Source organism: Clostridium sp. CTA-1, assembly GCF_054768215.1.
In genome coordinates this window covers 1-24197 of the sequence record NZ_BAAAAP010000036.1, presented here as the reverse complement: position 1 = coordinate 24197, position 24197 = coordinate 1, and the positions used below count along the sequence as shown (strand labels likewise).

General features: G+C 28.1%; 25 protein-coding genes and 2 tRNA genes. 8 read left to right on the top strand and 19 right to left on the bottom strand.

From position 1 onward, the window contains the following. Positions 1-274 precede the first annotated feature (274 nt). Both ACYUEW_RS18190 and ACYUEW_RS18185 read left to right on the top strand, forming a co-directional pair. Positions 275-1648 (top strand): sodium:solute symporter family protein, encoded by a 1374-nt coding sequence (locus tag ACYUEW_RS18190; RefSeq protein WP_085333892.1) that lies wholly within the window; start codon positions 275-277, stop codon positions 1646-1648. 299 nt (positions 1649-1947) lie between these two features. Next, positions 1948-3192 carry a glycosyltransferase gene (locus tag ACYUEW_RS18185; RefSeq protein ID WP_085333891.1) on the top strand — a complete coding sequence of 415 codons (1245 nt, stop codon included), beginning with the start codon at positions 1948-1950 and terminating at the stop codon, positions 3190-3192. 164 nt (positions 3193-3356) lie between these two features. Here the strand turns inward: ACYUEW_RS18185 and ACYUEW_RS18180 are convergent, their stop codons facing one another. Further along, on the bottom strand, positions 3357-4034 hold the full coding sequence (locus tag ACYUEW_RS18180) for a PHP-associated domain-containing protein (RefSeq protein WP_003488140.1): 678 nt from the start codon (positions 4032-4034) through the stop codon (positions 3357-3359). 295 nt (positions 4035-4329) lie between these two features. On the opposite strand from ACYUEW_RS18180, the gene ACYUEW_RS18175 reads away from it, so the two are divergent. The 4 genes from ACYUEW_RS18175 to ACYUEW_RS18160 all read left to right on the top strand — a co-directional run bounded on the left by ACYUEW_RS18175 (position 4330) and on the right by ACYUEW_RS18160 (position 7724). Beyond that, on the top strand, positions 4330-4815 hold the full coding sequence (locus ACYUEW_RS18175) for a dUTP diphosphatase (RefSeq protein ID WP_003488138.1): 486 nt from the start codon (positions 4330-4332) through the stop codon (positions 4813-4815). Positions 4816-4922: 107 nt separating this feature from the next. Further along, on the top strand, positions 4923-5354 hold the full coding sequence (locus ACYUEW_RS18170) for a DMT family transporter (protein ID WP_003488136.1): 432 nt from the start codon (positions 4923-4925) through the stop codon (positions 5352-5354). Positions 5355-5534: 180 nt separating this feature from the next. Beyond that, entirely contained in the window at positions 5535-6440 is a 906-nt protein-coding gene (locus ACYUEW_RS18165; protein WP_003488134.1) for a selenium metabolism-associated LysR family transcriptional regulator, read from the top strand. 87 nt (positions 6441-6527) lie between these two features. Continuing rightward, the gene (locus tag ACYUEW_RS18160) at positions 6528-7724 is read left to right on the top strand and encodes a S8 family serine peptidase (RefSeq protein WP_003488132.1); all 1197 of its coding nucleotides are present in this window, start codon (positions 6528-6530) and stop codon (positions 7722-7724) included. A 34-nt stretch (positions 7725-7758) separates the two neighbouring features. On the opposite strand, the gene ACYUEW_RS18155 is transcribed toward ACYUEW_RS18160, so the two are convergent. The 16 genes from ACYUEW_RS18155 to ACYUEW_RS18080 all read right to left on the bottom strand — a co-directional run bounded on the left by ACYUEW_RS18155 (position 7759) and on the right by ACYUEW_RS18080 (position 21764). Next, entirely contained in the window at positions 7759-8640 is an 882-nt protein-coding gene (locus ACYUEW_RS18155) for a LysR family transcriptional regulator (protein ID WP_003488130.1), read from the bottom strand. A 28-nt stretch (positions 8641-8668) separates the two neighbouring features. Continuing rightward, positions 8669-9616: a phosphoglycerate dehydrogenase gene (locus tag ACYUEW_RS18150; protein ID WP_085333890.1), complete on the bottom strand. Its 948-nt coding sequence runs from the start codon at positions 9614-9616 to the stop codon at positions 8669-8671. Positions 9617-9815: 199 nt separating this feature from the next. After that, a complete protein-coding gene (locus ACYUEW_RS18145; RefSeq protein ID WP_460277618.1) occupies positions 9816-10655 on the bottom strand; it encodes an acetyl-CoA carboxylase carboxyltransferase subunit alpha in 840 nt (279 codons plus the stop codon). 46 nt (positions 10656-10701) lie between these two features. Continuing rightward, a complete protein-coding gene (accD, locus tag ACYUEW_RS18140) occupies positions 10702-11571 on the bottom strand; it encodes an acetyl-CoA carboxylase, carboxyltransferase subunit beta (RefSeq protein WP_003488123.1) in 870 nt (289 codons plus the stop codon). A 19-nt stretch (positions 11572-11590) separates the two neighbouring features. Continuing rightward, entirely contained in the window at positions 11591-12937 is a 1347-nt protein-coding gene (locus ACYUEW_RS18135; protein WP_460277615.1) for an acetyl-CoA carboxylase biotin carboxylase subunit, read from the bottom strand. 31 nt (positions 12938-12968) lie between these two features. Then, positions 12969-13403, bottom strand: a complete 435-nt coding sequence (gene fabZ, locus ACYUEW_RS18130) for a 3-hydroxyacyl-ACP dehydratase FabZ (protein ID WP_003488121.1) — start codon at positions 13401-13403, stop codon at positions 12969-12971. A gap of 19 nt (positions 13404-13422) precedes the next feature. Continuing rightward, positions 13423-13899, bottom strand: coding sequence for an acetyl-CoA carboxylase biotin carboxyl carrier protein (gene accB, locus ACYUEW_RS18125; RefSeq protein ID WP_003488118.1), 477 nt, complete (start codon positions 13897-13899; stop codon positions 13423-13425). Between the two features lie 3 nt (positions 13900-13902). Beyond that, positions 13903-15141, bottom strand: coding sequence for a beta-ketoacyl-ACP synthase II (gene fabF, locus ACYUEW_RS18120; protein WP_460277612.1), 1239 nt, complete (start codon positions 15139-15141; stop codon positions 13903-13905). Positions 15142-15160: 19 nt separating this feature from the next. Next, positions 15161-15907 carry a 3-oxoacyl-[acyl-carrier-protein] reductase gene (gene fabG, locus ACYUEW_RS18115; RefSeq protein ID WP_207131796.1) on the bottom strand — a complete coding sequence of 249 codons (747 nt, stop codon included), beginning with the start codon at positions 15905-15907 and terminating at the stop codon, positions 15161-15163. Positions 15908-15924: 17 nt separating this feature from the next. Continuing rightward, entirely contained in the window at positions 15925-16869 is a 945-nt protein-coding gene (gene fabD / locus ACYUEW_RS18110) for an ACP S-malonyltransferase (RefSeq protein ID WP_265228400.1), read from the bottom strand. A 20-nt stretch (positions 16870-16889) separates the two neighbouring features. Beyond that, a complete protein-coding gene (gene fabK, locus ACYUEW_RS18105) occupies positions 16890-17816 on the bottom strand; it encodes an enoyl-[acyl-carrier-protein] reductase FabK (RefSeq protein ID WP_003488108.1) in 927 nt (308 codons plus the stop codon). Between the two features lie 126 nt (positions 17817-17942). Further along, positions 17943-18167: an acyl carrier protein gene (acpP, locus tag ACYUEW_RS18100; RefSeq protein WP_003359433.1), complete on the bottom strand. Its 225-nt coding sequence runs from the start codon at positions 18165-18167 to the stop codon at positions 17943-17945. Positions 18168-18207: 40 nt separating this feature from the next. Then, positions 18208-19188, bottom strand: a complete 981-nt coding sequence (locus tag ACYUEW_RS18095; protein WP_043032637.1) for a beta-ketoacyl-ACP synthase III — start codon at positions 19186-19188, stop codon at positions 18208-18210. Beyond that, on the bottom strand, positions 19181-19657 hold the full coding sequence (locus ACYUEW_RS18090; protein ID WP_003488104.1) for a MarR family winged helix-turn-helix transcriptional regulator: 477 nt from the start codon (positions 19655-19657) through the stop codon (positions 19181-19183). Before ACYUEW_RS18090 ends, ACYUEW_RS18095 begins: the two co-directional genes overlap by 8 nt. Before the next feature lie 15 nt (positions 19658-19672). Then, positions 19673-20731, bottom strand: coding sequence for an NAD(P)H-dependent flavin oxidoreductase (locus tag ACYUEW_RS18085; protein ID WP_030032628.1), 1059 nt, complete (start codon positions 20729-20731; stop codon positions 19673-19675). A gap of 97 nt (positions 20732-20828) precedes the next feature. Further along, entirely contained in the window at positions 20829-21764 is a 936-nt protein-coding gene (locus tag ACYUEW_RS18080; protein ID WP_460277608.1) for a M23 family metallopeptidase, read from the bottom strand. 180 nt (positions 21765-21944) lie between these two features. Here ACYUEW_RS18080 and ACYUEW_RS18075 point away from each other — a divergent pair, with 180 nt between their 5' ends. After that, entirely contained in the window at positions 21945-22931 is a 987-nt protein-coding gene (locus ACYUEW_RS18075) for a DnaD domain protein (protein ID WP_030032631.1), read from the top strand. Beyond that, the gene (locus ACYUEW_RS18070) at positions 22924-23901 is read left to right on the top strand and encodes an ATP-binding protein (RefSeq protein WP_030032632.1); all 978 of its coding nucleotides are present in this window, start codon (positions 22924-22926) and stop codon (positions 23899-23901) included. Before ACYUEW_RS18075 ends, ACYUEW_RS18070 begins: the two co-directional genes overlap by 8 nt. A gap of 91 nt (positions 23902-23992) precedes the next feature. On the opposite strand, the gene ACYUEW_RS18065 is transcribed toward ACYUEW_RS18070, so the two are convergent. Then, positions 23993-24068: transfer RNA gene (locus ACYUEW_RS18065), tRNA-Thr, on the bottom strand. A gap of 4 nt (positions 24069-24072) precedes the next feature. Continuing rightward, positions 24073-24149, bottom strand: a tRNA-Asp gene (locus ACYUEW_RS18060). Between the last annotated feature and the right edge of the window lie 48 nt (positions 24150-24197).

Below are 24197 nucleotides of genomic sequence, written 5' to 3'. Positions count from 1 at the left end.
ATACTAATGAACATATAAGTTTGTTTATTAGTGTTTTTTTATTTGCAGTGTTAAAATTAAATCTACTTCATTTTGAATCAATCTTATTTTTATTTAAATTTTATATATAATGTTTAAATAAAGTTTATTAAACAATTTTTAATTATAAATAATGATAATGAGCTCTAAATAATAAATTAACTTATATTTAGTATGTTATAAGATTTGAAATAAAAACGTATATGTCTTTTATTGGTATAATAATATTATTAGACATTAAAAAGGGGATGGGACATTGCTTATAGTAAGTATAATTTTAACATTAATTTTAACTGGAGTAGCTGGATGTATTGGAAAGCTAAAAGTAAAAACAGCCAAAGACTTTATAAATGCAGACAATAAATTAGGTGTATTAGGCGTAACTAGTATGCTTATGGGATCTATAATAGGTGGCGCTTCCACTGTAGGTACTGCACAGATGGCTTATAAACACGGGATTTCTGCTATATGGTTTATATTAGGTTTATGTATTGCTAGTATTTTATTGGGACTTATATATTCAAACCAAGTTGGTAAGGATAATATGACTACACTACCTGAGATCATAGGAACCACTTATGGTTTAAAAGCAAGAACTAGTTCTAGTTTATTACTTTCTTTAGGTATGTTTATTCATATAAATGGTCAAGTATTAGCTTGTACTCCTCTTTTTACATCTATATTTAATATAGATGTAAAAATAACTTCTATAATAGTAATTTTTTTATTAGTTTTTTATATAATCTTCGGAGGTTTCTGGGGAAGTACTATGGTAGGTGCTGTTAAAACTGTACTTTTATATACTACAAGTATAATATGTGGAATTATATTAATATTTTCATTAAATGGAACTACAGAAATTTTTAATCACTTTCCTAAAAATCCTTGGTTCAATATATTTAGTGATGGTATTTTTGAAGATTTAGCCTCAGGATTCTCAACAGTACTTGGAGTACTATCTACTCAGACCTACTTTCAATCTATTATGGCAGGCAAAAATCCTAAAACTTCTAAAATAAGTTCTTTTTTAGTAGCTTTTTTAATATTTCCAGTAGGCATTGTATGTACATTTATAGGAATGTACATGAGAATTCATTTTCCAAGCATAAATCCAAATGAAGCTTTTCCTCTATTTTTAATTAATTATCTTCACCCAATTTTAGGTGGAGTATCCATAGCTACAGTACTTATATCCTCCATAGCTACTGGTGCCGGATTGGCCTTAGGTATAGCTACCATGATGGTAAAAGATATTATACCAACTTTATCTAATAAAAAATTAGAAGATAAAAAACAAATTTTATATTTAAGAATATGTATTTTAATAATAGGTGTTCTAACTTTGGCAATAGTTATAAATAACACTGATTCCATGATATTAAATTGGGGATTCTTATCTATGATATTTAGAGCCACACCTATTTTTATACCAGTATTATGTGCATTATTTTTTAAAAACAAGATTAATAATAAATCAGGATTTTATTGCGTATTAGTTGGTCCACTATCAAGTATTTTATGGATAATTATTGGATTTAGTGGAATAACTTCTATATATATAGGTATTACTATGAATATAATTACCATGGCTATAGCAAGTAAAAAATTTAATTCTATGGAAAAAATATAAATTTTATTTTGTACTGTATTAAAAGACCTCTTTTGATTAAAGATAATACTATATTAATTAAAGGAGGTTCAGTATGGCTAAAAAAGGAATGAAAAGACCTTCTCAAGAGGAAAATAATAAGGGTCAAACAAAAAAAAGAAAAAACACTCCACCTTCTGTACCAGAAGTAAAATAATTTTTAGAGTATAAAGTTTTAAACTTTATACTCTTTATTTTATTATATATTAATGGTAACATATTGTAGAATATACACCTATTTTGGCATATTTTAAATTAATATTAATCCTAGGAGGATTTCGATGAAAAAAATACTAAACATATTAGCTCAAAGGCCTGACAAAACTGGAAGTGGTATGTATCTTCAAGCCCTTGTTAAAGAAGCTGATAAAAATGGTTATAAGCAAGCTGTAATAGCTGGTATATCAGCAAAGGATAAAAAGATAACTTTTTCTTCAAAGAATCCTATTACATTTTTTCCTGTAATATTTGAAACTTCAAATTTACCTTTTCCTATTGTGGGTATGAGCGATGTAATGCCTTATGAAAGTACAAAATATAAAGATTTATCCATAGATATGCTAAAAAAATGGGAAATTTCTTTCTCATCAGTTATAAAAAAAGCTATTGATGAATTTAATCCAGACATAATAATATGTCACCATTTATGGATTTTAACTGCTTTAGTAAAGGAGCTATATCCAAATAAAAAAATTATAGCTTTTTGCCATGGAACAGATTTAAGACAATTTGAATCCTTTAAAAATAGTACTAACCCTATTTCAAAAGAAATATTAAATTATGTAATAACTAATTGTAATAATTTAGAAGCTGTAATAGTATCTCATAAAGATGAAAAAATACGGGTTATAGAATCCTATAAAATAGATGAAAATAAAGTATATATTGCAGGTACAGGTTTTAATCCAGATACTTTTTATATAAATGAAAAAAAAATTAATTCAAATAAAATTAAAATAGTCTATGCTGGCAAACTAAGCTATTCCAAAGGAGTACCTTTTTTAATTAATTCAATTAACCTAATAAAAAAATATGTAAATAATATAGAACTTTACCTAGCTGGTTCTGGGGCTGGTGATGAAACTATAAGTATAATTAAATTATGCAAAAACAATTCTTGTAATTTTAATATAAATGTTTTAGGATCTATTTCTCAAAAAAAATTATCTGACTTATTTAGAGAATGTGATATACTAGTACTTCCTTCTTTATATGAAGGCTTACCTTTAGTATTAATAGAAGCTATGGCCTGTGGGCTAAAAATAGTTTGTACAGAACTGCCTGGTATAAAGGAATGGATGGGAGAAACAATTAACAATAGTGGCATTATAGAATATATTCCTATGCCTAAATTAAAAAATATAGATACTATAGTACCTGAAGAAATACCTAATTTTGAACATAATATAGCTTTATTTATAGAAAAACAAATTAAAAATGATTTAGTAATAAATGCTAAGCTTAAAGAGGCTATAGCGAGCAAATCCTGGGCGAAGGCCTTCTCAAATATAGAAAAATTATTTTAAATTTTCTATACTATGTGTCATACTCTTACTAAAAAACATATATTTATTATAAATAAATCCAATATAATCTAAAAATAACTTAATAAATAAAAGAGATAATATCTAAAAATCCAACATTATCTCTTTTTATTTGTATTTAATTATAATAATAAATTTTTAATGTATTATATAATTTTATATATTTTATTATCTAAATTATTAATTACTTTATTATATATATCTATATATTTATATCCTCCATTATCATACATAGCGGGACAAACATTACTCTCTTTTATAGCTTGTATTAAATCCCTTTCATCTCTTATACCATTTGGAAATACAGTAGCATATTTACCCACATTTTCTATAACATGAGCATCACTAGATCCTATACATGGAAGGCTTAACTCTGTAGCTAAGGAATAGGCTAATAAATTTTGATGAGGTTCTGTACTACCATTAAAGGCTTCTACTCCAGATAAACCTAACATTTTTGCTTCTCTTATATAATCACCCATACCTCTATTGTTATTTCTATATGGGTGTGCACTAATAGCTACTCCATTATTCTCATATACTATTCTTAATAAATCTTTAGCATGCATTTTATTCTTAGGTATATCTTTTAATCCAAATACTAATATATCGCCTTCATATGTAAGTATTTCAGCACCAACAAGTATTAAAAATCCTGTAGCTTTTGAATAAGCATGTGCTTCATCCATAATATCGCTACTTTCATGGTCTGTGATACAAACTCCATCTAATCCTATTTCTTTTGCTCTTTTCACTATTTCTTCTAAAGATATTTTGCTATCTAATGAATATTTACTTTCATGTATATGAGTATCTATTATCATAAAATCCTCCAAAGATATAATTTATCATTATTATATGATAATATCATTTTTTTAAAATCATTTGTTGATTTATTAAATAAAATTATAGTCATAACCTATACTATAAATATTTATTATTATTTTTTCACAATACAATTAATCTATAAAATTAAAAATATTTAGTAATTTTATAAAAAAAAATCATGTAACCGATTCCACCTTCTTTTAAATTTCAATGATTTTAGATAAAATATATATGTGACTTTTTTATGTTTTTTAATACTTTTAAAAAATTAGGGAAAGGCGGCCTTTTTATATGAATTTAAAAAAGTTATTTGAACTTCAAGAAAATCTAGATGAACATATAACAAAAAATCATTCTCTACAAGGTAAATCCCTATTAAGTGAAAAAATTTTAGCTCTACAGGTTGAACTAGCTGAATTAGCTAATGAAACTAGATGTTTTAAATATTGGAGTATCAAATCACCTTCAAATAAATCTACTATACTTGAAGAATATGTGGATTGTATTCATTTTATTTTAACATTAGGATTAGAGCAAAACTTTAAGGATTTAACTCTGCAACCCAAAAATTTAAACTACAGTTTAACTGAACAATTTTTAAATCTTTATATAGATATAAATGATTTTATGATCTGTTCCTCTAAAGATCACTATATTACTTTATTTGAAGATTTTCTAGACTTAGGAATTAATTTAGGATTCTCAGAAAAAGATGTAGAAGAAGCTTACTTAAAAAAGAATAATATAAATCATGACAGACAAAATAATGGTTATTAGAGGATTTAAATGGATAATAAGTAAAATGTAACTTGTTATCCATTTTTTTTATATAATAATCTCTTATATTATAGGAAATCCTACTAAAATAAAGGAGGTTTTTATATATGATGGGAATAATATATTCAATAATATCAGGCTTAGCTATGACTTTGCAAGGAGTCTTCAATACTCGTTTAGGTGACAAAATAGGTATGTGGGAAACCAATACCTTTGTCCAAGGAACTGGATTTATAATAACTATTATAATTTGGATGTTGGCTGGTGATGGTAATTTTAAAGATATAAAAAATGCTAATAAGCTATATTTATTAGGAGGAGCTTTAGGAGTTATTATTATTTATACAGTAATGAAAGGCATTGGATCTTTAGGTCCTACCTGTGCTATAGGTATAATATTAGTATCCCAACTTACCTCTGCAGGAATAATAGATGCCTTTGGATTTTTTGATTCCCAAGTTATAAAATTTACTGCTAATAAACTTATAGGAGTTATAGTAATGTTAATTGGTATAATCATATTTAAATGTAAAGGTTAACATTTTATATACTATAAAAAAAAATTATAATTGTTATAACTTATATAAATAACATCTATTCAATTGTTTATCATCCCTAACTACAATAAACAATCTATAGCAATGATTTATTTACTTTTACTTTAATATTACAAATTGTTATAATAAATATAATATTATATCAATTTGGGAGGTAACTAAATGGATTTTAAACAAATAGAAGCTTTTATAAGTGTAGCTAAATATAAAAGTTTCTCTAAAGCAGCTAATTCAGTATTTCTATCACAACCTGCTATAAGTTCTCATATAGCTACTTTAGAAAAAGAACTTAGTGTACAACTTTTCGATAGAACATCTAAAGAAGTTTTATTAACCCCTGCTGGCAACTCCTTCTTAAAATATGCACTAGAAATTTTAAATGCTAGAGATAAAGCTGTATGTTGTTTATCTAATTTTAATAACACTGTCTGTGGAAAGCTAACTCTAACTGCCAGTAGTACCCCTTGTAACACTATAATACCAGATTTAGTTAAAGGTTTTGAAAATAAATTTCCAGATGTATCCTTTAATGTATTAGAACAAAGTTCTGGAGAAGTACTAGATAATTTATTAAACTTTAACTCGGAAATTGGCATTATTGGAGATTTAATAAGTGATGATAAAATTAAAACTTACAAACTAGTAGAAGATAATTTGGTTTTAATATCCAATCCTAGCTTAAACATTCCTGACGAAATAGATGCAGAATCCATATCAAAATATAAATTTGTACTTAGAAAAAAATCTTCTGCCACAAGAAAAACCTTTGAAAATAACTTAAAAAAATCTGGTATTGACCCATCAACTCTAGAAGTTTGTTGTGAAGTTAATAATTTGGATACAATTTTTCAATTTGTAAAGACTGGTGTAGGCGTATCTGTTATTTCTGAAAAGGTTTATAATGGTTACTTAGGATTAAATTCTATAAAGAAAAGCAAAATAACAAACCTAAATTTAAAAAGAAGCTTATATTTAGCAATCTGTTCTAAAAGAACCCTTACCCCTACAGCTAAAGCATTTTTCGATTTTTGCTTAGATTATTTTGATATACATAAAAGTAATCAGTAATATTAACATAAATATAATTTAATATAGGAACAATTTTAGGGTATCTTTACTATAATATATATGTAAGCATTTTAATAGGAGTTTTATATGTTTTCTTTTAAAAATAAAATTGAGGAAACTTTAAAAATAGCAATTAAAAATAACTACTATAAAAATTATAGAGTCCTTATTATTTGTACAAACCTTCAAAAGGATATAGAAAAAAAAGTTAAATTATACAAAGGTAGAATACTAAAATCCATAGCTTTATGTAATTGTGTTTGTGCTTATGTATCCTCTAGGGCTATTGAACGACTTTTAGAATATCCTCAAGTAATATATATATGTTTAGATCCTTATGCTTATATATGTGGAAATAGCGTATGTGCTTCTAATAATGTAACTATATCGGAAAGATACTCTCTTACAGGACAAAATATTGGAATAGGTGTTGTAGATACAGGTGTCTATCCCCACACAGATTTGATTAATCCTACTAATAGAATAAAAAGCTTTTTAGACTTAATAAATAACTATAATTATCCCTATGATGACAACGGACATGGTACCTTTATATCTGGTGTTATAGCCGGAAATGGCTCCTTATCTGATGGACTTTATAAGGGCATTGCTCCTAAAAGCCATCTATGTGTAGTTAAAGCTTTTAATAAATTAGGCAAAGGATTTGTATCTGACATATTGTTTGGAATTGAAAACTTAATAAATATAAAGGAAGAATTTAATATAAAAATTATTTGTCTTCCATTTGAAGTTCCTTCTATTAATTATAATATATTAGATTTATTTTCTAAAATTTTTAACATAGCTTTAAATAATAACATAATAATTATAGTACCTTCTGGCCATAATGGAAATAATGAAGGTTCTATACAAGGTATTGCAACTTTAAAATCTTGTATAACCGTGGGCGGAATAGACACTACACCCTTAGAAAAAAAACCATATATTTATTCCTCTTCTGGACCTTTTTCGAATATAGAAAAACCTGATTTAGCTGCTGCAGCCGTTAACATATGTTCATTAAATTCTAATACAAATTATATTTCTGAAAAAAGAGGTAGAAAAATATATCCTAAACCTCTTGAAGAAGCTTATACTAATTTTACTGGTACTTCTTGTGCCGCTGCATATATAAGCGGAGTATGCAGTTTATTATTTGAAAATAATCAAGAACTTCTATTTAAAGATATACTATCCCTAATGAAAGTATCTTGTTCTCTTTTACCTTTTTCTAAATGGATTCAGGGTGCTGGAATCATAGATATAAATAAGCTCTTACCTTAAAATATATAATAAAAAAAGAGCTTATGCTCTTTTTTTATACATTTTCTAATGCAAATTTTATAAAAGTTTTTAATAATGTAGATAAAAACTTATCTTTATGATATATAAGTATAAGTTTTCTCTTTATTTCGAACTCTTTTAACTTTGTCCATGATAATGTATTATTATTTATTTCATTTTTTATACATCTTTTGGATATACATGATATACCTAATCCGGCTTCAACAGCCTTCTTAATAGCCTCCGTATTTCCTAATTCAAAAGCTATGTTATAATTTACATTATTAGCTGTCATATAACTTTCAAAAACTTCTCTTGTACCACTTCCCATTTCTCTCATTATTATTTTTTCTTTATCTATTTCATCTATACTTATCTCATCTTTATTACTCCAAGGATGTTCTGGACTGGTTATAAAAACTAATTCATCATTACAAAAGTTTTCTTTTATAATTTCCTCATTATATACAGGCCCCTCAACAAATGCAAAATCAATACTGTTTTCTAATATCATATCACTTATCAATTTAGTATTCTCTATGGCTATAGATGTGTCTATACCTTTATACTCTTTTGTGAATTTACCTATTATATCTGGTAAAATATATATTCCAATAGTGGTACTAGCTCCTATTTTAAGCTTTCCTGTTTTTAAACTATTAATATCCTTAAGACTTCTTATGGAATCATCATACATATTTAAAATTCTTCTTACATAATTTAAAAAAATCTCGCCCTCATTTGTTAAATATAATCTTCTGTTTATTCTATCAAATAATTTGACCTCTAATTCATTTTCTAATTCTAGTATAGTTTGACTAACTGCTGGCTGACTTATATATAACTTTTCTGCTACTTCTGTCATATTAAGCTTTTCTGCTACTTCATAAAATATTCTAAGCTTTCTTTCATTCATAAAATCACCTTAATTTATACCTTTAATTTTAGTAACCTCTATTCATATTAACGATACTTTTTAATTCCATTCCTTCTTTATATCTTTTTAGGTTTTCATATATTATATCAAATCTTCTAATATTTCTTTTTTCTGAAATCCATGAGTTATGAGGAGTTATTATAACATTTTCTAATGCCCAAATAGGGTTATCTTTAAGTAAAGGCTCCTCTTCAAACACATCTAATGCTGCTCCTTTTATTTTCTCTAGTTTTAAATTTTCTATAAGCCTTTTTTCATCTACAATAGTTCCTCTTGATATATTTATAAATAATGCTCCATCCTTCATACTACTTAATACATTTTCATCTACTAAATTTTCTGTTTCTTTAGTATAAGGTATACTTACTATTACAACATCACATTTTGAAACCATTTCTTTTATATTATCTTTAGGATAGCACTTATTAAAATACTCTACATCTCTTCCTTTTGTATTAAGTCCTAATATATTAACATTAAAGGCTGAAAATCTTTTAGCTGCTTCTTTTGCAATACTTCCAGTGCCTATAAATCCTATAGTTTTTCCCCATAACTCTAGTAGACTAGTATCTAGTTTCCAAATCTTATTTTGTTGTTTTTTATAGAATTCTTTACTATTTTTTAAAAGTTCCAATGTCTTTAAAACAATCCATTCTGCTATTGGTATAGAATATCCTCCATTATTATTAGTAACTATAATATTATTTTTTAAAACAACATCCTTAGGTACTTGATCTACACCTGTGCTTGAAAGTTGTATCCATTTTAAGTTTTTCATAAGAGATATATCTAAGGTATTAAAAGGATTATAACAAACCAAAACTTCTATATCTTTAAGCTGATCTTTATATTGTATTTCTTTTTCGTTTATTATAGTTATATCATAACCTAGATTTTCTATTTTTTTCATGTTTTCTTTACCATAATTATAAGTAAATAATGCTTTTATGCTCATTACTATCCTTCTCCCTCTTTTACTTTTAATAATTTAAAGTTAATTTTGATTTTATCATTAATATATTGAAAATTCAATCAAATCAATATTTATATTTACTCTATGTAAATTAATGTCATATACTTTTTTCAACTTATACTTTTTTATCTCTCTTTTTTAGATTTGTTTTAAATAGAATTTTAAAAAGAGTATTTAGTGCTTATTCACTAAATACTCCCATATTTCTAAATTTATTATATCTTTTATCTAGAAGTATATCCAAAGGATATTCTTTTAATATTTCTATTTCATTTATAATATTTTCTTTTAAGGTTTCTGCCATTTTATCTAAATTCTTATGAGCTCCACCTGCTGGTTCCTTTATAATTTTATCTATTATATTAAATTCTTTTAAATCCTCTGCTGTAATTTTCATCACTTCTGCGGCCTCTTTTGCTTTAGATGCATCCTTCCATAATATACTTGCAAAGCCTTCTGGTGATAATATAGAATATATAGAGTTCTCTAGCATTATTACTCTATCTGCTACTCCTAAGGCTAAAGCACCACCACTTCCACCTTCCCCTATAACTATAGATAAGGTTACAGTCTTTAATCTTGACATTTCTAATAGGTTTCTTGCTATAGCTTCTCCTTGCCCTCTCTCTTCTGCATCTATGCCACAGAAAGCTCCTGGTGTATCTATAAAACATACAATTGGCCTTTTAAACTTTTCTCCTTGTTTCATTATTCTTAAAGCTTTTCTATAACCTTCTGGCTTAGGCATACCAAAATTTCTTTTTATATTGTCTTTTATATTTTTACCCTTTTGCTGAGCAATTATAGTTACACTTTTATTGTTTAATAGCCCTATACCACATACTATAGATTGGTCATCACTAAAGGATCTGTCTCCATGTAATTCTATAAAATCATCAAATATAGTATTTATATAATCTAATGCTGTAGGTCTTTCTTTTAATCTAGCTAATGTTACCCTTTGCCAAGCATTTTTAGAAGCATATTTTTTTACATTATGAATCAATTTTTTATCTTCCATATTTATATCTCCAATCTAAGTTAAGAAATAATATTAATGTATAATCTTAAAAAGAATTTTGATGCATATTAATAAGCTTTGCTAAAACTTTTCTTAAATCAGACCTTGGGACTATTTTATCAATAAAACCATGCTCTAATAAAAATTCAGATTTCTGAAAGTCCTCTGGTAACTTTTCATTTATGGTTTGTTCTATTACCCTCTTACCAGCAAATCCTATTAACGCATCTGGTTCAGCAAGTATTATATCTCCAAGCATAGCAAAACTAGCTGTAACCCCTCCTGTAGTTGGATCTGTTAGTACACATACATACAATAACCCTTCTTCATCTAATTTTGCTAATGCAGCACTTACTTTAGCCATCTGCATTAAAGATAATATTCCTTCCTGCATTCTTGCCCCACCAGATACAGTAAATATTATAACTGGCAATTTTAACTCTATAGCTCTTTCTATAGCTCTAGTTATTTTCTCTCCTACAACAGATCCCATACTTCCCATCATGAATTTACTATCCATTATACATACTACAACTTCCATACCAGCTATCTTACCTTTTCCTGTGGTAACAGCTTCACTTAAATTTGTTTTTTCTTTTATATGTTCTATTTTTTCATTGTAGCCTTTAAATTCTAATGGATTTTCTGTTTTAACTTTATAATCCCACTCTTTAAAGGTATCTTTATCAAATAAATATTTTATTCTTTCCTCGGCGCCTATTCTAAAATGATTTCCACATAAATTACATACCATATAATTTTTTTCTAAATCATTTTGGTATAATATCTCTCCACATTTATTACATTTAACCCACATTCCATCTGGAATAGTAGGAGTATTTTCTCTTTTATAATTTTCTATATTTTTTTGACTTACAGTTATATATTTTGTTTTTCTAAATAAATTTTTTAACATATACTTCCCCCTGACTACACTAATTGTCAGTTAGCATTTTTTCTATATATTTTGTAGTGTATTCTCCCTTTATAAAATTTTCATCTTCTAATATAATAAATTGAAAATCTATATTGGTGTTTACACCTTCTATAATCAGTTCTCCTAATGCTCTTTTCATAATTTGTATAGTTTCTTCTCTATTCCTCCCATAAGCTATAAGTTTACCTATCATAGAGTCATAGTATGGAGGTATAGTATATCCTGAGTATACTGAACTATCTAATCTTACACCCAGACCTCCTGGGATGTATAAATTTTCTATTTTCCCTGGACAAGGTCTAAATCCATTTTTATAGTCTTCTGCATTTATTCTACATTCAATAGCATGCCCTTGTATTTTTATATCTTTTTGTTTTATATTTAATTTTTCTCCATAAGCTATTTTTATTTGCTCTTTTAAAATATCTATGCCTGTTACCATTTCTGTTATTGGATGTTCTACTTGTATTCTTGTATTCATTTCCATAAAATAAAAACTTCCATCTTCATCTAGTAAGAATTCTATAGTACCAGCATTTTTATACTCAACAGCCTTTGCTGCCTTTATAGCAACATCACCCATTCTTTTTCTTAATTCTTCATTCATACGAGGAGATGGAGCTTCTTCTAACACCTTTTGATTCCTTCTTTGAAGAGAACAATCTCTTTCTCCTAGGTGTATTATATTACCATAGTTATCCCCTAGTATTTGAAATTCTATATGCCTTGGATTTTTTATGAATTTTTCTACATACATACTATCATCACCAAAAGCACCTTTAGCTTCAGACTTTGCAGTATTAAAAGCTTTTATCATATTCTCCTTGGAATGGACTATTCTTATTCCACGTCCTCCACCGCCCGCTGAAGCTTTAACAACTACTGGATAACCTATTTCTTCTGCTATATTTAAAGCTTCTTCTTCATTATGTATTACTCCATTAGAACCTGGAATAACTGGCACTCCTGCCCTTATCATTATATCTCTAGCATTGGACTTATTTCCCACTTTATCTATTGTTTCGCTGTCTGGTCCTATAAAAAATATATTGCAATCTTTACACATATTAGCAAACTTACTATTCTCAGATAGAAACCCAAAACCAGGATGGATAGCCTGTGATCCTGTTAATACAGTAGCACTTATTATATTATACATATTTAAATAACTATCCTTTGAAGAAGGAGGCCCTATACAAACTGCCTCATCTGCCAATTGAACATGTAGAGCATCTTTATCTGCCTCTGAATATATAGCTACAGTTTCTATTCCCATTTCTCTACAAGCTCTAATTATTCTAACCGCAATCTCACCTCTATTAGCCACAAGTATTTTTTTAAACACTGCTATCTTCTCCCCTTCTATTTTTATAGATTTATTTTCCTATTACAAATAATAATTCTGCTTCTGCAGCTACTTTTCCATCTACAGTAGCCACGGCCTTACCTACTCCTGCAACACCTTTTATTTTAGTAAGATCTATACTAAGTTTTAAAACATCTCCTGGTACTACCTTTTTTCTAAACTTAGCTTTATTTATACCTCCAAAGTAAGCTATTTTGCCTTTAAATTCTTCTTTACTTAAAATAGCAACGGCTCCAACCTGTGCTAAAGCTTCTATAATTAGAACTCCTGGCATTACTGGTTCTTCTGGAAAATGCCCATTAAAAAAGTATTCATTAGCTGTAACATTTTTATATCCAACTGCACTTTTTCCATCTTCTAATTCAGTTATTTTATCTATCAATAAGAATGGATATCTATGTGGAATAATTTTTTTTATTTCATTTATATCTAAAAATTTCTCCATTAAAAATTCTCCTTTTTCATTATAGTGGCTTTATCTTAAATAAAGCTTCTCCATATTGAACCATTTGCTCATTTTCTATCAATACCTCTACTATTTCTCCATCTACTTCAGCTTCTATTTCATTCATAACTTTCATAGCTTCTACTATGCAAACTATATCTCCTTTTTTAACCTTATCTCCCACCTTAACATAAGGCTTTTTATCTATTCCTGGTGATTCATAAAAAGTTCCTACTATAGGTGATACTATTTCTATAAAATTATCTCCCATAGATATATCTGTTTTTTCTTCATTATTTAATAAATCTAATTTTTTCTCTTCTACAATATTATCTCTATTTTCTTTTTCATATTCCCCAGATATAATTTCTTGTTTATAACTTTTATTGTTTTCTTTTTTCATTTTTATAGCTATACCATTATATTCTATATCCATAGAAGATAAATTTGACTCACTCATAGCTTTTATTAAATTTTCTATGCCTTTAAAATCCATTTATTACTCACCCCATTTTTTTAATAATATTACTGCATTATGTCCTCCAAAACCTAAAGAATTAGACATAGCATAATCTATCATTTTATTTCTTCCACCTGAAGTCACATAGTCTAAATCACATTCTTCATCTTTAGCCTTATATCCAACTGTAGCAGGTATATATCCTTCTTCTAAAGACTTTGCACATATTATAGCTTCAACTGCTCCCGCTGCTCCTAATAAATGTCCTATCATAGATTTTGTAGAACTAACAGGTATACTAGCTGAATAATCTCCAAAGACTCTTTTAATTGCTTCTGTTTCAAATTTATCATTATATGGAGTACTAGTTCCATGGGCATTTATATAGGATACTTCTTCTTTATTTATACCAGCTTCCTTTATAGCCATTTCTATAGCTCTTGCAGCTCCTTCTCCTCCCGGTGCAGGGGATGTCATATGATATGCATCACAAGTAGATCCATATCCAACTACTTCTGCATAAATTTTAGCTCCTCGATCTAATGCATGGTCTAGTGATTCTAATACTAATATTCCTGAACCTTCCCCCATAACAAATCCATCCCTCTCTTTATCAAAAGGTATAGATGCTCTATTAGGATCTGTACTTTTACTTAAAGCTGTAAGAGTTGTAAAACCAGCTATAGCTATAGGAGTTATAGTTGCTTCAGTACCTCCAGCTAGCATTATGTCAGCTTCTCCATTTTTTATAACTCTGAAAGCTTCCCCTACACAATTAGTTCCTGTAGCACAGGCTGTAACTACAGTACTGCATATAGCCTTAGCACCGAATCTAATAGCTATGTTTCCAGCTGCCATGTTGCTTATTATTGTTGGTATAAATAATGGGCTTACTCTATTGGGACCCTTTTCTAATAATTTTTGTTCTTCCTTTTCTATAGTTGCTAATCCACCAATACCTGACCCTACTATAACTCCAAATTTTTCTTTATTTATTTCATCTAAATCTAGTTTACTATTATCAACAGCTTGTTGTGCTGCTGCTACAGCAAATTGACAAAACCTATCTAATCTTCTAGCCTCTTTTTTATCCATATATTCTTCTGGATTAAAATCTTTAACCTCTGCTGCTAACTTAACTTTATAATCTTTCGTATCAAAAGATTTTATATTATCTATTCCTACTTTTTCTTCTTTTATGCTATTCCAAAACTCCTCAAGATTATTACCAATAGGTGTTATAGCACCCATACCAGTTATAACTACTCTTTTATTCATATTATTCACCCCTTTTTACCTATATAATCATTCCACCATCTACATGTATAACCTGACCTGTTATATACTCAGCTTTATCTGAAGCTAAAAATCCTACAGTTTCTGCTACATCTTCTGGAGTTCCTAACCTTTTAAGTGGGAGCAAATCCTCTATAGATTTTTTCATTTTTTCAGGTAATGTATCTGTCATATCTGTCTTTATATAACCTGGTGCCACTGCATTTACAGTTATTCCTCTACTACCAAGCTCTTTAGCTAAAGATTTAGTTATACCTATAACGCCTGCCTTAGCGGCTGCATAGTTACATTGTCCTGCATTTCCTGCTACTCCAACTACAGATGAAATATTTATTATTTTTCCTGATCTTTGTTTTAGCATTATAGGTGCTATATGTTTACTACAATTATATACACCTTTTAAATTAACACTAATTACTTTATCAAAATCCTCTTCTGCCATTCTTAATATCAAAGAATCTTTTGTTATTCCTGCATTATTTATAAGTATATCTATTGTACCGAACTTATTTTTTGCCTCATCTGCTATTTTTTTAGAGTCCTCAAAAGAACTTACGTCTCCCTGAATAACTAAAGTTTCTACTCCAAATTCTTTAATTTCTTCTAATAAAGTATCTATTTCTTTAGCACTGCTTCTATAATTTAATACTAAATTAGCACCCATAGATGCTAATTTTTTAGCTATTGCTCTTCCTATACCCCTACTTGATCCTGTTACTATTGCGGTTTTTCCTTCTAAGCATTTCATATTATTACCCAACTCTCCTAACTATTTATTGTTTTTAATTTTTCTATTGTTTTATTAAGGGACTCTATATCTTCTACATTTAATATATTTACTTTTCTATCTATTTTCTTAACAAAACCTGATAAAACCTTTGAAGGACCTATTTCTATAAAGGTATCTACTCCAAAATCTATCATTGTTTTTATACAATCTTCCCAAAGTACAGTACTCATAACCTGTTTCTTTAATAAATCTTTTATTTCACTAGTATTTTTTACAAAATCTCCTGTTACATTTGTTATAAATGGAACTTCTATAGACTTAAGCTGTATTTTTTGTAACTCTTCATATAAATTTTTTCCAGCTTCTTTTAACATACTACTATGAAATGGACCACTAACACTAAGGTTTACACACTTTAAAGCCCTTTTTTCTTTTGCTATTTCACATGCCTTTTTCACTGCATTTATTTCCCCGGAAATAACAATCTGCCCTGGACAATTAATATTTGCTATTTCAACTATTCCAACCTCTTTTAAACTATCACAAATTTCCTTAACCTTTTCCTTTTTAAGACCTATTATAGCTGCCATAGTGCCCACACCACTTGGTACCGCATGCTCCATATATTGACCTCTTTTTCTTACCAAAGAAACTGCTTCTTTAAAATCTATAACTTTACTACAAACCAAAGCTGAATATTCACCTAAGCTTAGCCCTGCTGTAACATCTGGCTTTATGCCATACTTTTCTAATGCTTTCATAGCAGCAATACTAAAGGTTAGTATTGCTGGTTGGGTATTTTCTGTTTTATCTATTTCATCCTTTGGACCTTGAAAACATATTTTAGTTAAAGGTATTTGTAGCTCTTCCTCTGCTATATGAAATATTTTTCTACACTCAGGAATATTTTCATATAACTCCTTGCCCATACCTACATATTGAGCTCCTTGACCTGAGAATATAAAAGCTATCTTTGACATAATATCCTCCAAAATAAATATTATTTACAACCTAATAGTGTATAGGCTTCATTAAACATTTCATTTATAATTTCACTACAAGTTTGTTCCTTATTTATAAGTCCTGCGATTTGACCTGCCATAATAGAACCATTATCAATATCTCCATCCCTTACAGCTTTACTTAATGCTCCCCGGCCTAGGCTTTCAAATTCCTCTAAAGGAGCACCTTCCTTTTCTAGTATTTGAAATTTTCTAGATAATTTATTTCTTATAATTCTAACAGGATGTCCTGTAGGTCTACCTGTAACTTGTGTATCTATATCCTTAGCTTTCATAACTTTATTTTTATAATTTTGATGAACAGTACATTCTTTTGCTACTAAAAATCTAGTACCTACTTGAACAGCATCTGCTCCTAACATAAAACTAGCTGCTATACCTCTTCCATCACCTATTCCTCCAGCTGCTATAACAGGTATATCTACAGCATCAACTACCTGTGGTATCAATGCCATTGTTGTTAGTTCACCTACATGACCGCCAGACTCGCAACCTTCTGCTATTATGGCATCTACCCCTGATTTTTCCATTCTCTTAGCCAATGCTACAGAAGGAACTACAGGTATCACGATTATGCCATGCTCTTTCCACTTTTTTATATACTTTCCTGGATTACCTGCTCCAGTAGTAACTACCTTTACACCCTCATCACAAACCATTTGAGCTATTTCATCTGCGGTTTCCGATAGAAGCATTATATTTACTCCAAAAGGCTTATCTGTTAATTCTTTTGTCTTTCTTATTTCTTGTCTAACCCATTCTACTGGTGCATTTCCTGTTATTATTCCAAGACCTCCTGCATTAGAAACTGCCGCTGCTAATGAACTATCAGCAATCCATGCCATTCCACCTTGAATAATAGGATATTTTATTCCAACCATATGAGAAAATATGGATTTCTTCATACTTTTAATTCCTCCCTAGAATCTTAAATCAATAGTTTATTATTAAATGTTTATGTGCTATAATTAATTTGTTTTTAAAATTTAATTTTATGGACCATCTTAGATGGCCCTTTTTTTATTACTTTTTTATTTTTCTATTTTACTTTCAACATATTTTACTGCTTCTTCTACAGTTTTTATTTTTTCTGCCTCTTCTACTTGTATATCAAAAGCTTCTTCTATTTCTATTATTATTTGAAATAAATCAAGAGAATCTACTCCTAAATCTTCAAAAGATGTTTCTAATTTAACTTCTCCCTCATCTAAACCTAATTGTTCTACTATAATGTTTTTAACTTTTTCAAATACCATAATCTTTTCCTCCTAAAATTTATATTTATTTTATTTTTTATTAAATGCTCCATACAATGGCAACTCCACCAAAGGTTAAACCACCGCCGAAGCCTACTAATATAATCTTATCTTGTTTATTTAGTAGACCTTTTTTGTTCATTTCATCTAAAGCTATAGGTATACTTGCTGCGGATGTATTGCCATATTTATCTAGATTCATGTAAAATTTATCCTTATGGGTATTAAGCTTTTTAGCTGTATATTCTATTATTCTAGAGTTAGCTTGATGAGATATAATATACTTAACTTCATTCAAATCCCATTTAGTTTTTTCTTGTATATTACAAATAGTTTCACTCATTGCTCCTACTGCAAATCTAAATATTTCTTTACCATTCATTTTTATAAAATTATTAGTTTCTAACATATCATTCTTATTGAAATTATTATTTGATTTTAAAGCTCCGCAGGTAAGGTGTTCTCCTTTTAATCCATTTGACCCTGAATGAAACTCTAAAATTCCTTCTTCTTCAGTTTTACTTAATATAGCTGCTCCTGCTCCATCGCCAAACAATACACAGGTATTTCTATCTTCCCAGTCAACTATTTTAGATAAATTCTCAGCTCCTATTATTAAAGCCTTATTTCTAAAACTATTTTTTAACATAGAACAGGCTATCTCAAGCCCATATATAAATCCTGAACAAGCTGCAGATATATCAAAGCATAAAGCATTCATAGCTCCTATTTCTTTTTGAACACTACAGGCAGTAGAAGGCATAAAGTTATCAGGAGTCAATGTAGCTACAATTATTAAATCTAAATCATTAGCATCTATATTGGCATTTTTAATTGCTTCTTTTGCAGATTCTGTTGCCATATAAATAGTATTTTCTCCTTTAGAAATCCTTCTCTCTAATATACCTGTTCTAGTTCTTATCCATTCATCACTGGTATCTACTATAGTTGATAAAAAATCATTAGTAATAATATTATTAGGTACATAACTTCCAGTTCCAATAACACTAATATTACTCATTATTTTTCTCCTTATTAACTTTATTTAAACTATACTTTTCCTTAAAAAATTTATTTAGCTTATCCAAAGATTTTATAAGTACTCTTTCTTCTTCCTCCGTTAACCCATCTATAGTGGCCTTAATCATATCACTATGAAATTTATCATGAATCCTGTATGCTAATTTCCCTTTTTTAGTTAATTTAATTTGAACAATCCTTCTATCCTCTTCACTTCTTTTTCTTTCCACATATTCTTTTTTTACAAGATTGTTTACTGCGGTAGTTAAAGTTCCTACAGTTATCCCTAAATCCATAGCTACCTGTGACATAGTTCTAGGTTTATACATACCAATGGCCTCAATAGTATGTATCTCCGTAACAGATATATCTTTAAATATGCCTGCCTGCAATGCTTGTTGTTCAATGCTTAATATATCATTAAAGTTATCTACTAAAAGCTCATTTAAAATATTTATTGATTCACTCAAAAAATCACCCCTCCCTTATATATTTTCTGTTAATTCTCTTATTAAATCTTTTACAGTAGTAATTTTATTTATTCTATGCCCATTACTCCCTGTAAAGATTAATCCTTCTTCTAAATTTCCTTTTACTGCTTCTATTAATGCTTTCGATATACAATAAGGAGTTTCCTTAGGATTACAACTTTTTAAGCACTTAAAGCAAAATTCTGGATTTATCCTATCACTGCATACTCTATCTACAAAACCATTTTTTATAGCTCTTCCAGGCAATCCTACAGGGCTTTTAATTATTTTTATATCTTGCTCCCTGCAATTAATGAAAGCTTTTTTAAAATTAATATGCGCATCACACTCTTCTGTAGCTATAAATCTTGTTGCTATTTGAACACCACTAGCTCCTAATTCTAAAACTCTCTTTATATCTTCCCTTTCATATATACCTCCTGCTGCTATCACAGGTATATTAATATGAAATTTATCCTCATAAATCTTTACTTCTTCTAAAACATCCTTTAAAATATTATCCAAGTTCATATTTTCGTTATTTAAGTCATCATATTTAAATCCAAGATGTCCCCCTGCTAACGGTCCTTCCACAATTATTAAATCAGGTAATTTATCATATTTTTTGATCCATTGTTTTATGATTATAGTTGTAGCTTTTTTAGAAGAAACTATAGGGGCTATTTTAACATCACTATCCTTTGTATAACTTGGTAATTTTAATGGTAATCCAGCTCCAGAAATTATTATATCTATTTTTTCTTCTAAACAAACATTAACTAATTCTTCATAATTATTCATAGCTACCATTATATTTACACCCAGAATTCCCTCTGGAGATAGTTCTCTTGCTTTTCTTATTTCTTTTCTTAATGCTCTTATATTAGCTTCTTTAGTATTAGTTTTAAAATCTTTTTCTCTATATCCTATTTGAGCTGCAGATATTACCCCAATAGCTCCAGCATTTGCTACAGCTGATGCTAAATTATATCCTGATACACCTATCCCCATACCACCTTGAATTATAGGTATGTTAGAAATTAGCTCTCCTATCTTTAAAGGTTTAAACCCCATTTCTTTTTCTCCTCACTTTTTGATAATCAAATATTTTGATAGTCAAAGTATATAATAAAAAAATATCACTGTCAATGATAGTGATATTTTTTTATTATCACTTTATATAAATTAATGGATTACAAGGTTCATTATTTTTTCTTAATTCAAAATGTACATGAGGCCCAGTACTTCTTCCTGTATTACCTACTTCTCCTATTTTCTCTCCTTTTTTAACATATTGACCTACTTTAACATATAACTTACTACAATGTGCGTATATAGTTATAAGTTCAGAATTATGTTTTATCTTTATAACTTTTCCATACCCTTCTTCCCAACCAGAATATATGACTCTCCCATCTAAGCTGGAATAAATAGCAGTGCCACTAGGAGCACCTATATCTAAACCTTTATGAAATTTACCCCATCTTTTGCCAAATTGAGATGTTATACATCCACTTATTGGCATTGTTAAAACTATTTTATCATTTGAAGTTCCTCTTGATAGCCTTTTATTATTTATAAAATTTTTCAAATTTTTTGATTGGGATATGTTCATTACAAGCTCATTTATAGTGTTAATTTCCTCAACTGCTATAGTCTCTTCCTTTATTTTTATATGATCTATTATATTTACAGAATACTTTTTATTTATTATTTCATTTAACCCTTTAATTTCTTCTTTATTTGATAATATTCCTATAAATTCATCTTGAAGTTTTACTTTAAAAGCTGTTACTTTTATATTGGAATTTTCTAATATAGATTTTTTTATAAAATCATTACTTGTAAATATATCTCCCTTCACCTTTATATTTTTGAATTCTATATTGTTTTTCATATTTAAATTAAATCTTTTTTTCGTATTATTTTCCACTTCTTCATATATTTTGTTAAAATCTTCTTTATTCTTCATATATGCTACAGGATTATCGTTTACTAACACCTCATAAGCGTTAGGTTTAGTATAAATATAAGTATATGTGACTACTAAACCGGTAACCCCTATAGATAATAATAAAATAAGTTTTTTCCCTATATCTTTACTCAAAATATCACCCTTTTTAGTTTTTATACAACATATACTTTAATATTCCCAAATTAATATGTTTTATTACTATTTTTAATTATTTATATAATTATTCTCCAGTGCACCTATTATTGTAATAATATTTATAGTTTGATATAATGTATTAATGTTAATAATAATCAAAAGGTAGGTGATACACCTTTGAGTACTTTTGTATTTAAGAACAATAGTTGGAATTATACTCCTGTAAGTAACATTTTCATAGACAAATTTATGCCTAAAGCCCGAGGAGAATTCGTAAAAGTATATCTTCTAGGGCTAAAATATTGTATGTCAGGAGAAATAGGTGTAAGTTCTGAAATAATAGCTAGTACATTACATTTATTACAAACTGACGTAATGAATGCTTGGAATTTTTGGAATGATGAAGGTGTAATAAAGATAAACCCTATAGATAATATGGGTAATTACAATATAGAATTTTTAACTTTAGAAGATAGTAAAGCCCCTGAGGATAACATAAATTTATTAGAAGAATTAAATAATAATTCTGTAAAAGACATGCTTCAGGACATAGAAAAACTTTTATCTCGACCTTTATCCTCTAAAGAAATGACTGTTTATATAGAATGGATAAAAGACTACAATTTTTCTCCTGAAATAATATTATTATTAATTCAATATTGTGTATCTAAAGGAAAAACTGACTGGAGATATATAGAAAAAATAGCTTTAGGCTGGTTTGATGCTAAAATACAAACTATAGATGATGCTCAGATGTATATAAAAAAACATGAGGATAAATGGATTAAAATAAGAAAAATCCTAAATTATTTAGGAGCAAAAGATGGCGAAATAATGAAACCTCAAGAAGAAATTTTGGATAAGTGGATTAATATATATAATTTTCCTTTAGATGTTATCTTTAAAGCTTGTGATATTTGTTTTCAAAGAATAAATAAAGGAGACTTTAGATATATTGATGGAATATTAAATAGTTGGTATAAAGAGGGTTTAAAAACCTTACAGGATGTTACACTAAAAGATAACAATAAAAAAACATACAAAAAAGAAAACAAAAATTATAGTACTCCCGTTAAAAAAGATAAATTTAATGATTTTGAACAAAGAAACTATGATTTTGAGGAACTAGAAAAAAAATTATTAGGATGGGATAATAATGATTAAAGGTTATAAATCAGAAATCCTAAAGGAATATGAAAAAATTAGAGAAAAGGAATCCTTAGCTCTAAAAAATAGAAGAAAAGAAATAAAAATGAAATTACCTAAAGTATTAGAACTTGAACAAGAAATAGCTAAACTTTCTATAGAAATGTCTATAAATATATTAAAAAATCCTGACAAATCAGAAGAGTATATTAATATAATAAAAAACAAAATAACAGACTTAAGAGTAAAGAAGTCTGAATTTCTTGTTAGTAATGGTTATGATATGGATTTTTTAGAAATGCACTACAACTGTAATACATGTAAGGATACAGGTTTTGTAAATAACAAGCGGTGTTCCTGTTATAAACAAAAATTAATAAAGCTATATTATAATGATTCAGATTTAAAACATATACTTAAGACAAATAATTTTGATAATTTTAACTTTGAATACTTTACTAATGAAAAAACAGATTTTCATTCTGATACACCACGAAAAAACATAAAAAAAATCTTAGATAAAATGTGGCATTTTATAGAAAACTTCAACAAAACAGATGAAAATTTTATGTTTATTGGTAATCCTGGTACAGGTAAAACATTTTTATCTAATTGCATCGCCAAGGAACTTTTAGATAGAGGTAATTTTGTAGTTTATAGAACCGCTGATGAATTAATACAAAACTTAAGATCTATTAAATTCAATAATGATAAACACTTAGAAGATATTCTTATAAACTGTGATTTACTTATAATAGATGATTTAGGAACAGAATCAATAAATGAATTTTCAAAAGTAGAGTTATTTAATTTCATAAATAAAAAACTTCTTATGAGAAAAAAAATGATAATATCATCAAACTACAGTATAGAATCAATTTTAAAAAATTATTCTGAGAGAATATCCTCACGACTTCTTGGAAATTTTACATTATTTAAATTTTATTGTGATGATATAAGAATACAAAAAAATATACAAAACAAATAAAGTAGCTAGAAATCTAGCTACTTTATTCTATATGTATAATAAATAATAAAAACTATATACAATCAACTTTGAAAGCATATAGTCCTTTAACTGGAGCTGGCAATAGGACTTGAACCTACAACCTGCTGATTACAAGTCAGCTGCTCTACCAATTGAGCCATGCCAGCATAATGGCGACCCAGAAGGGGCTCGAACCCTCGACCTCCGGCGTGACAGGCCGGCACTCTAACCAACTGAGCCACTGGGCCATATATTAATGGTGGGCACAACAGGGCTCGAACCTGTGACCCCCTGCT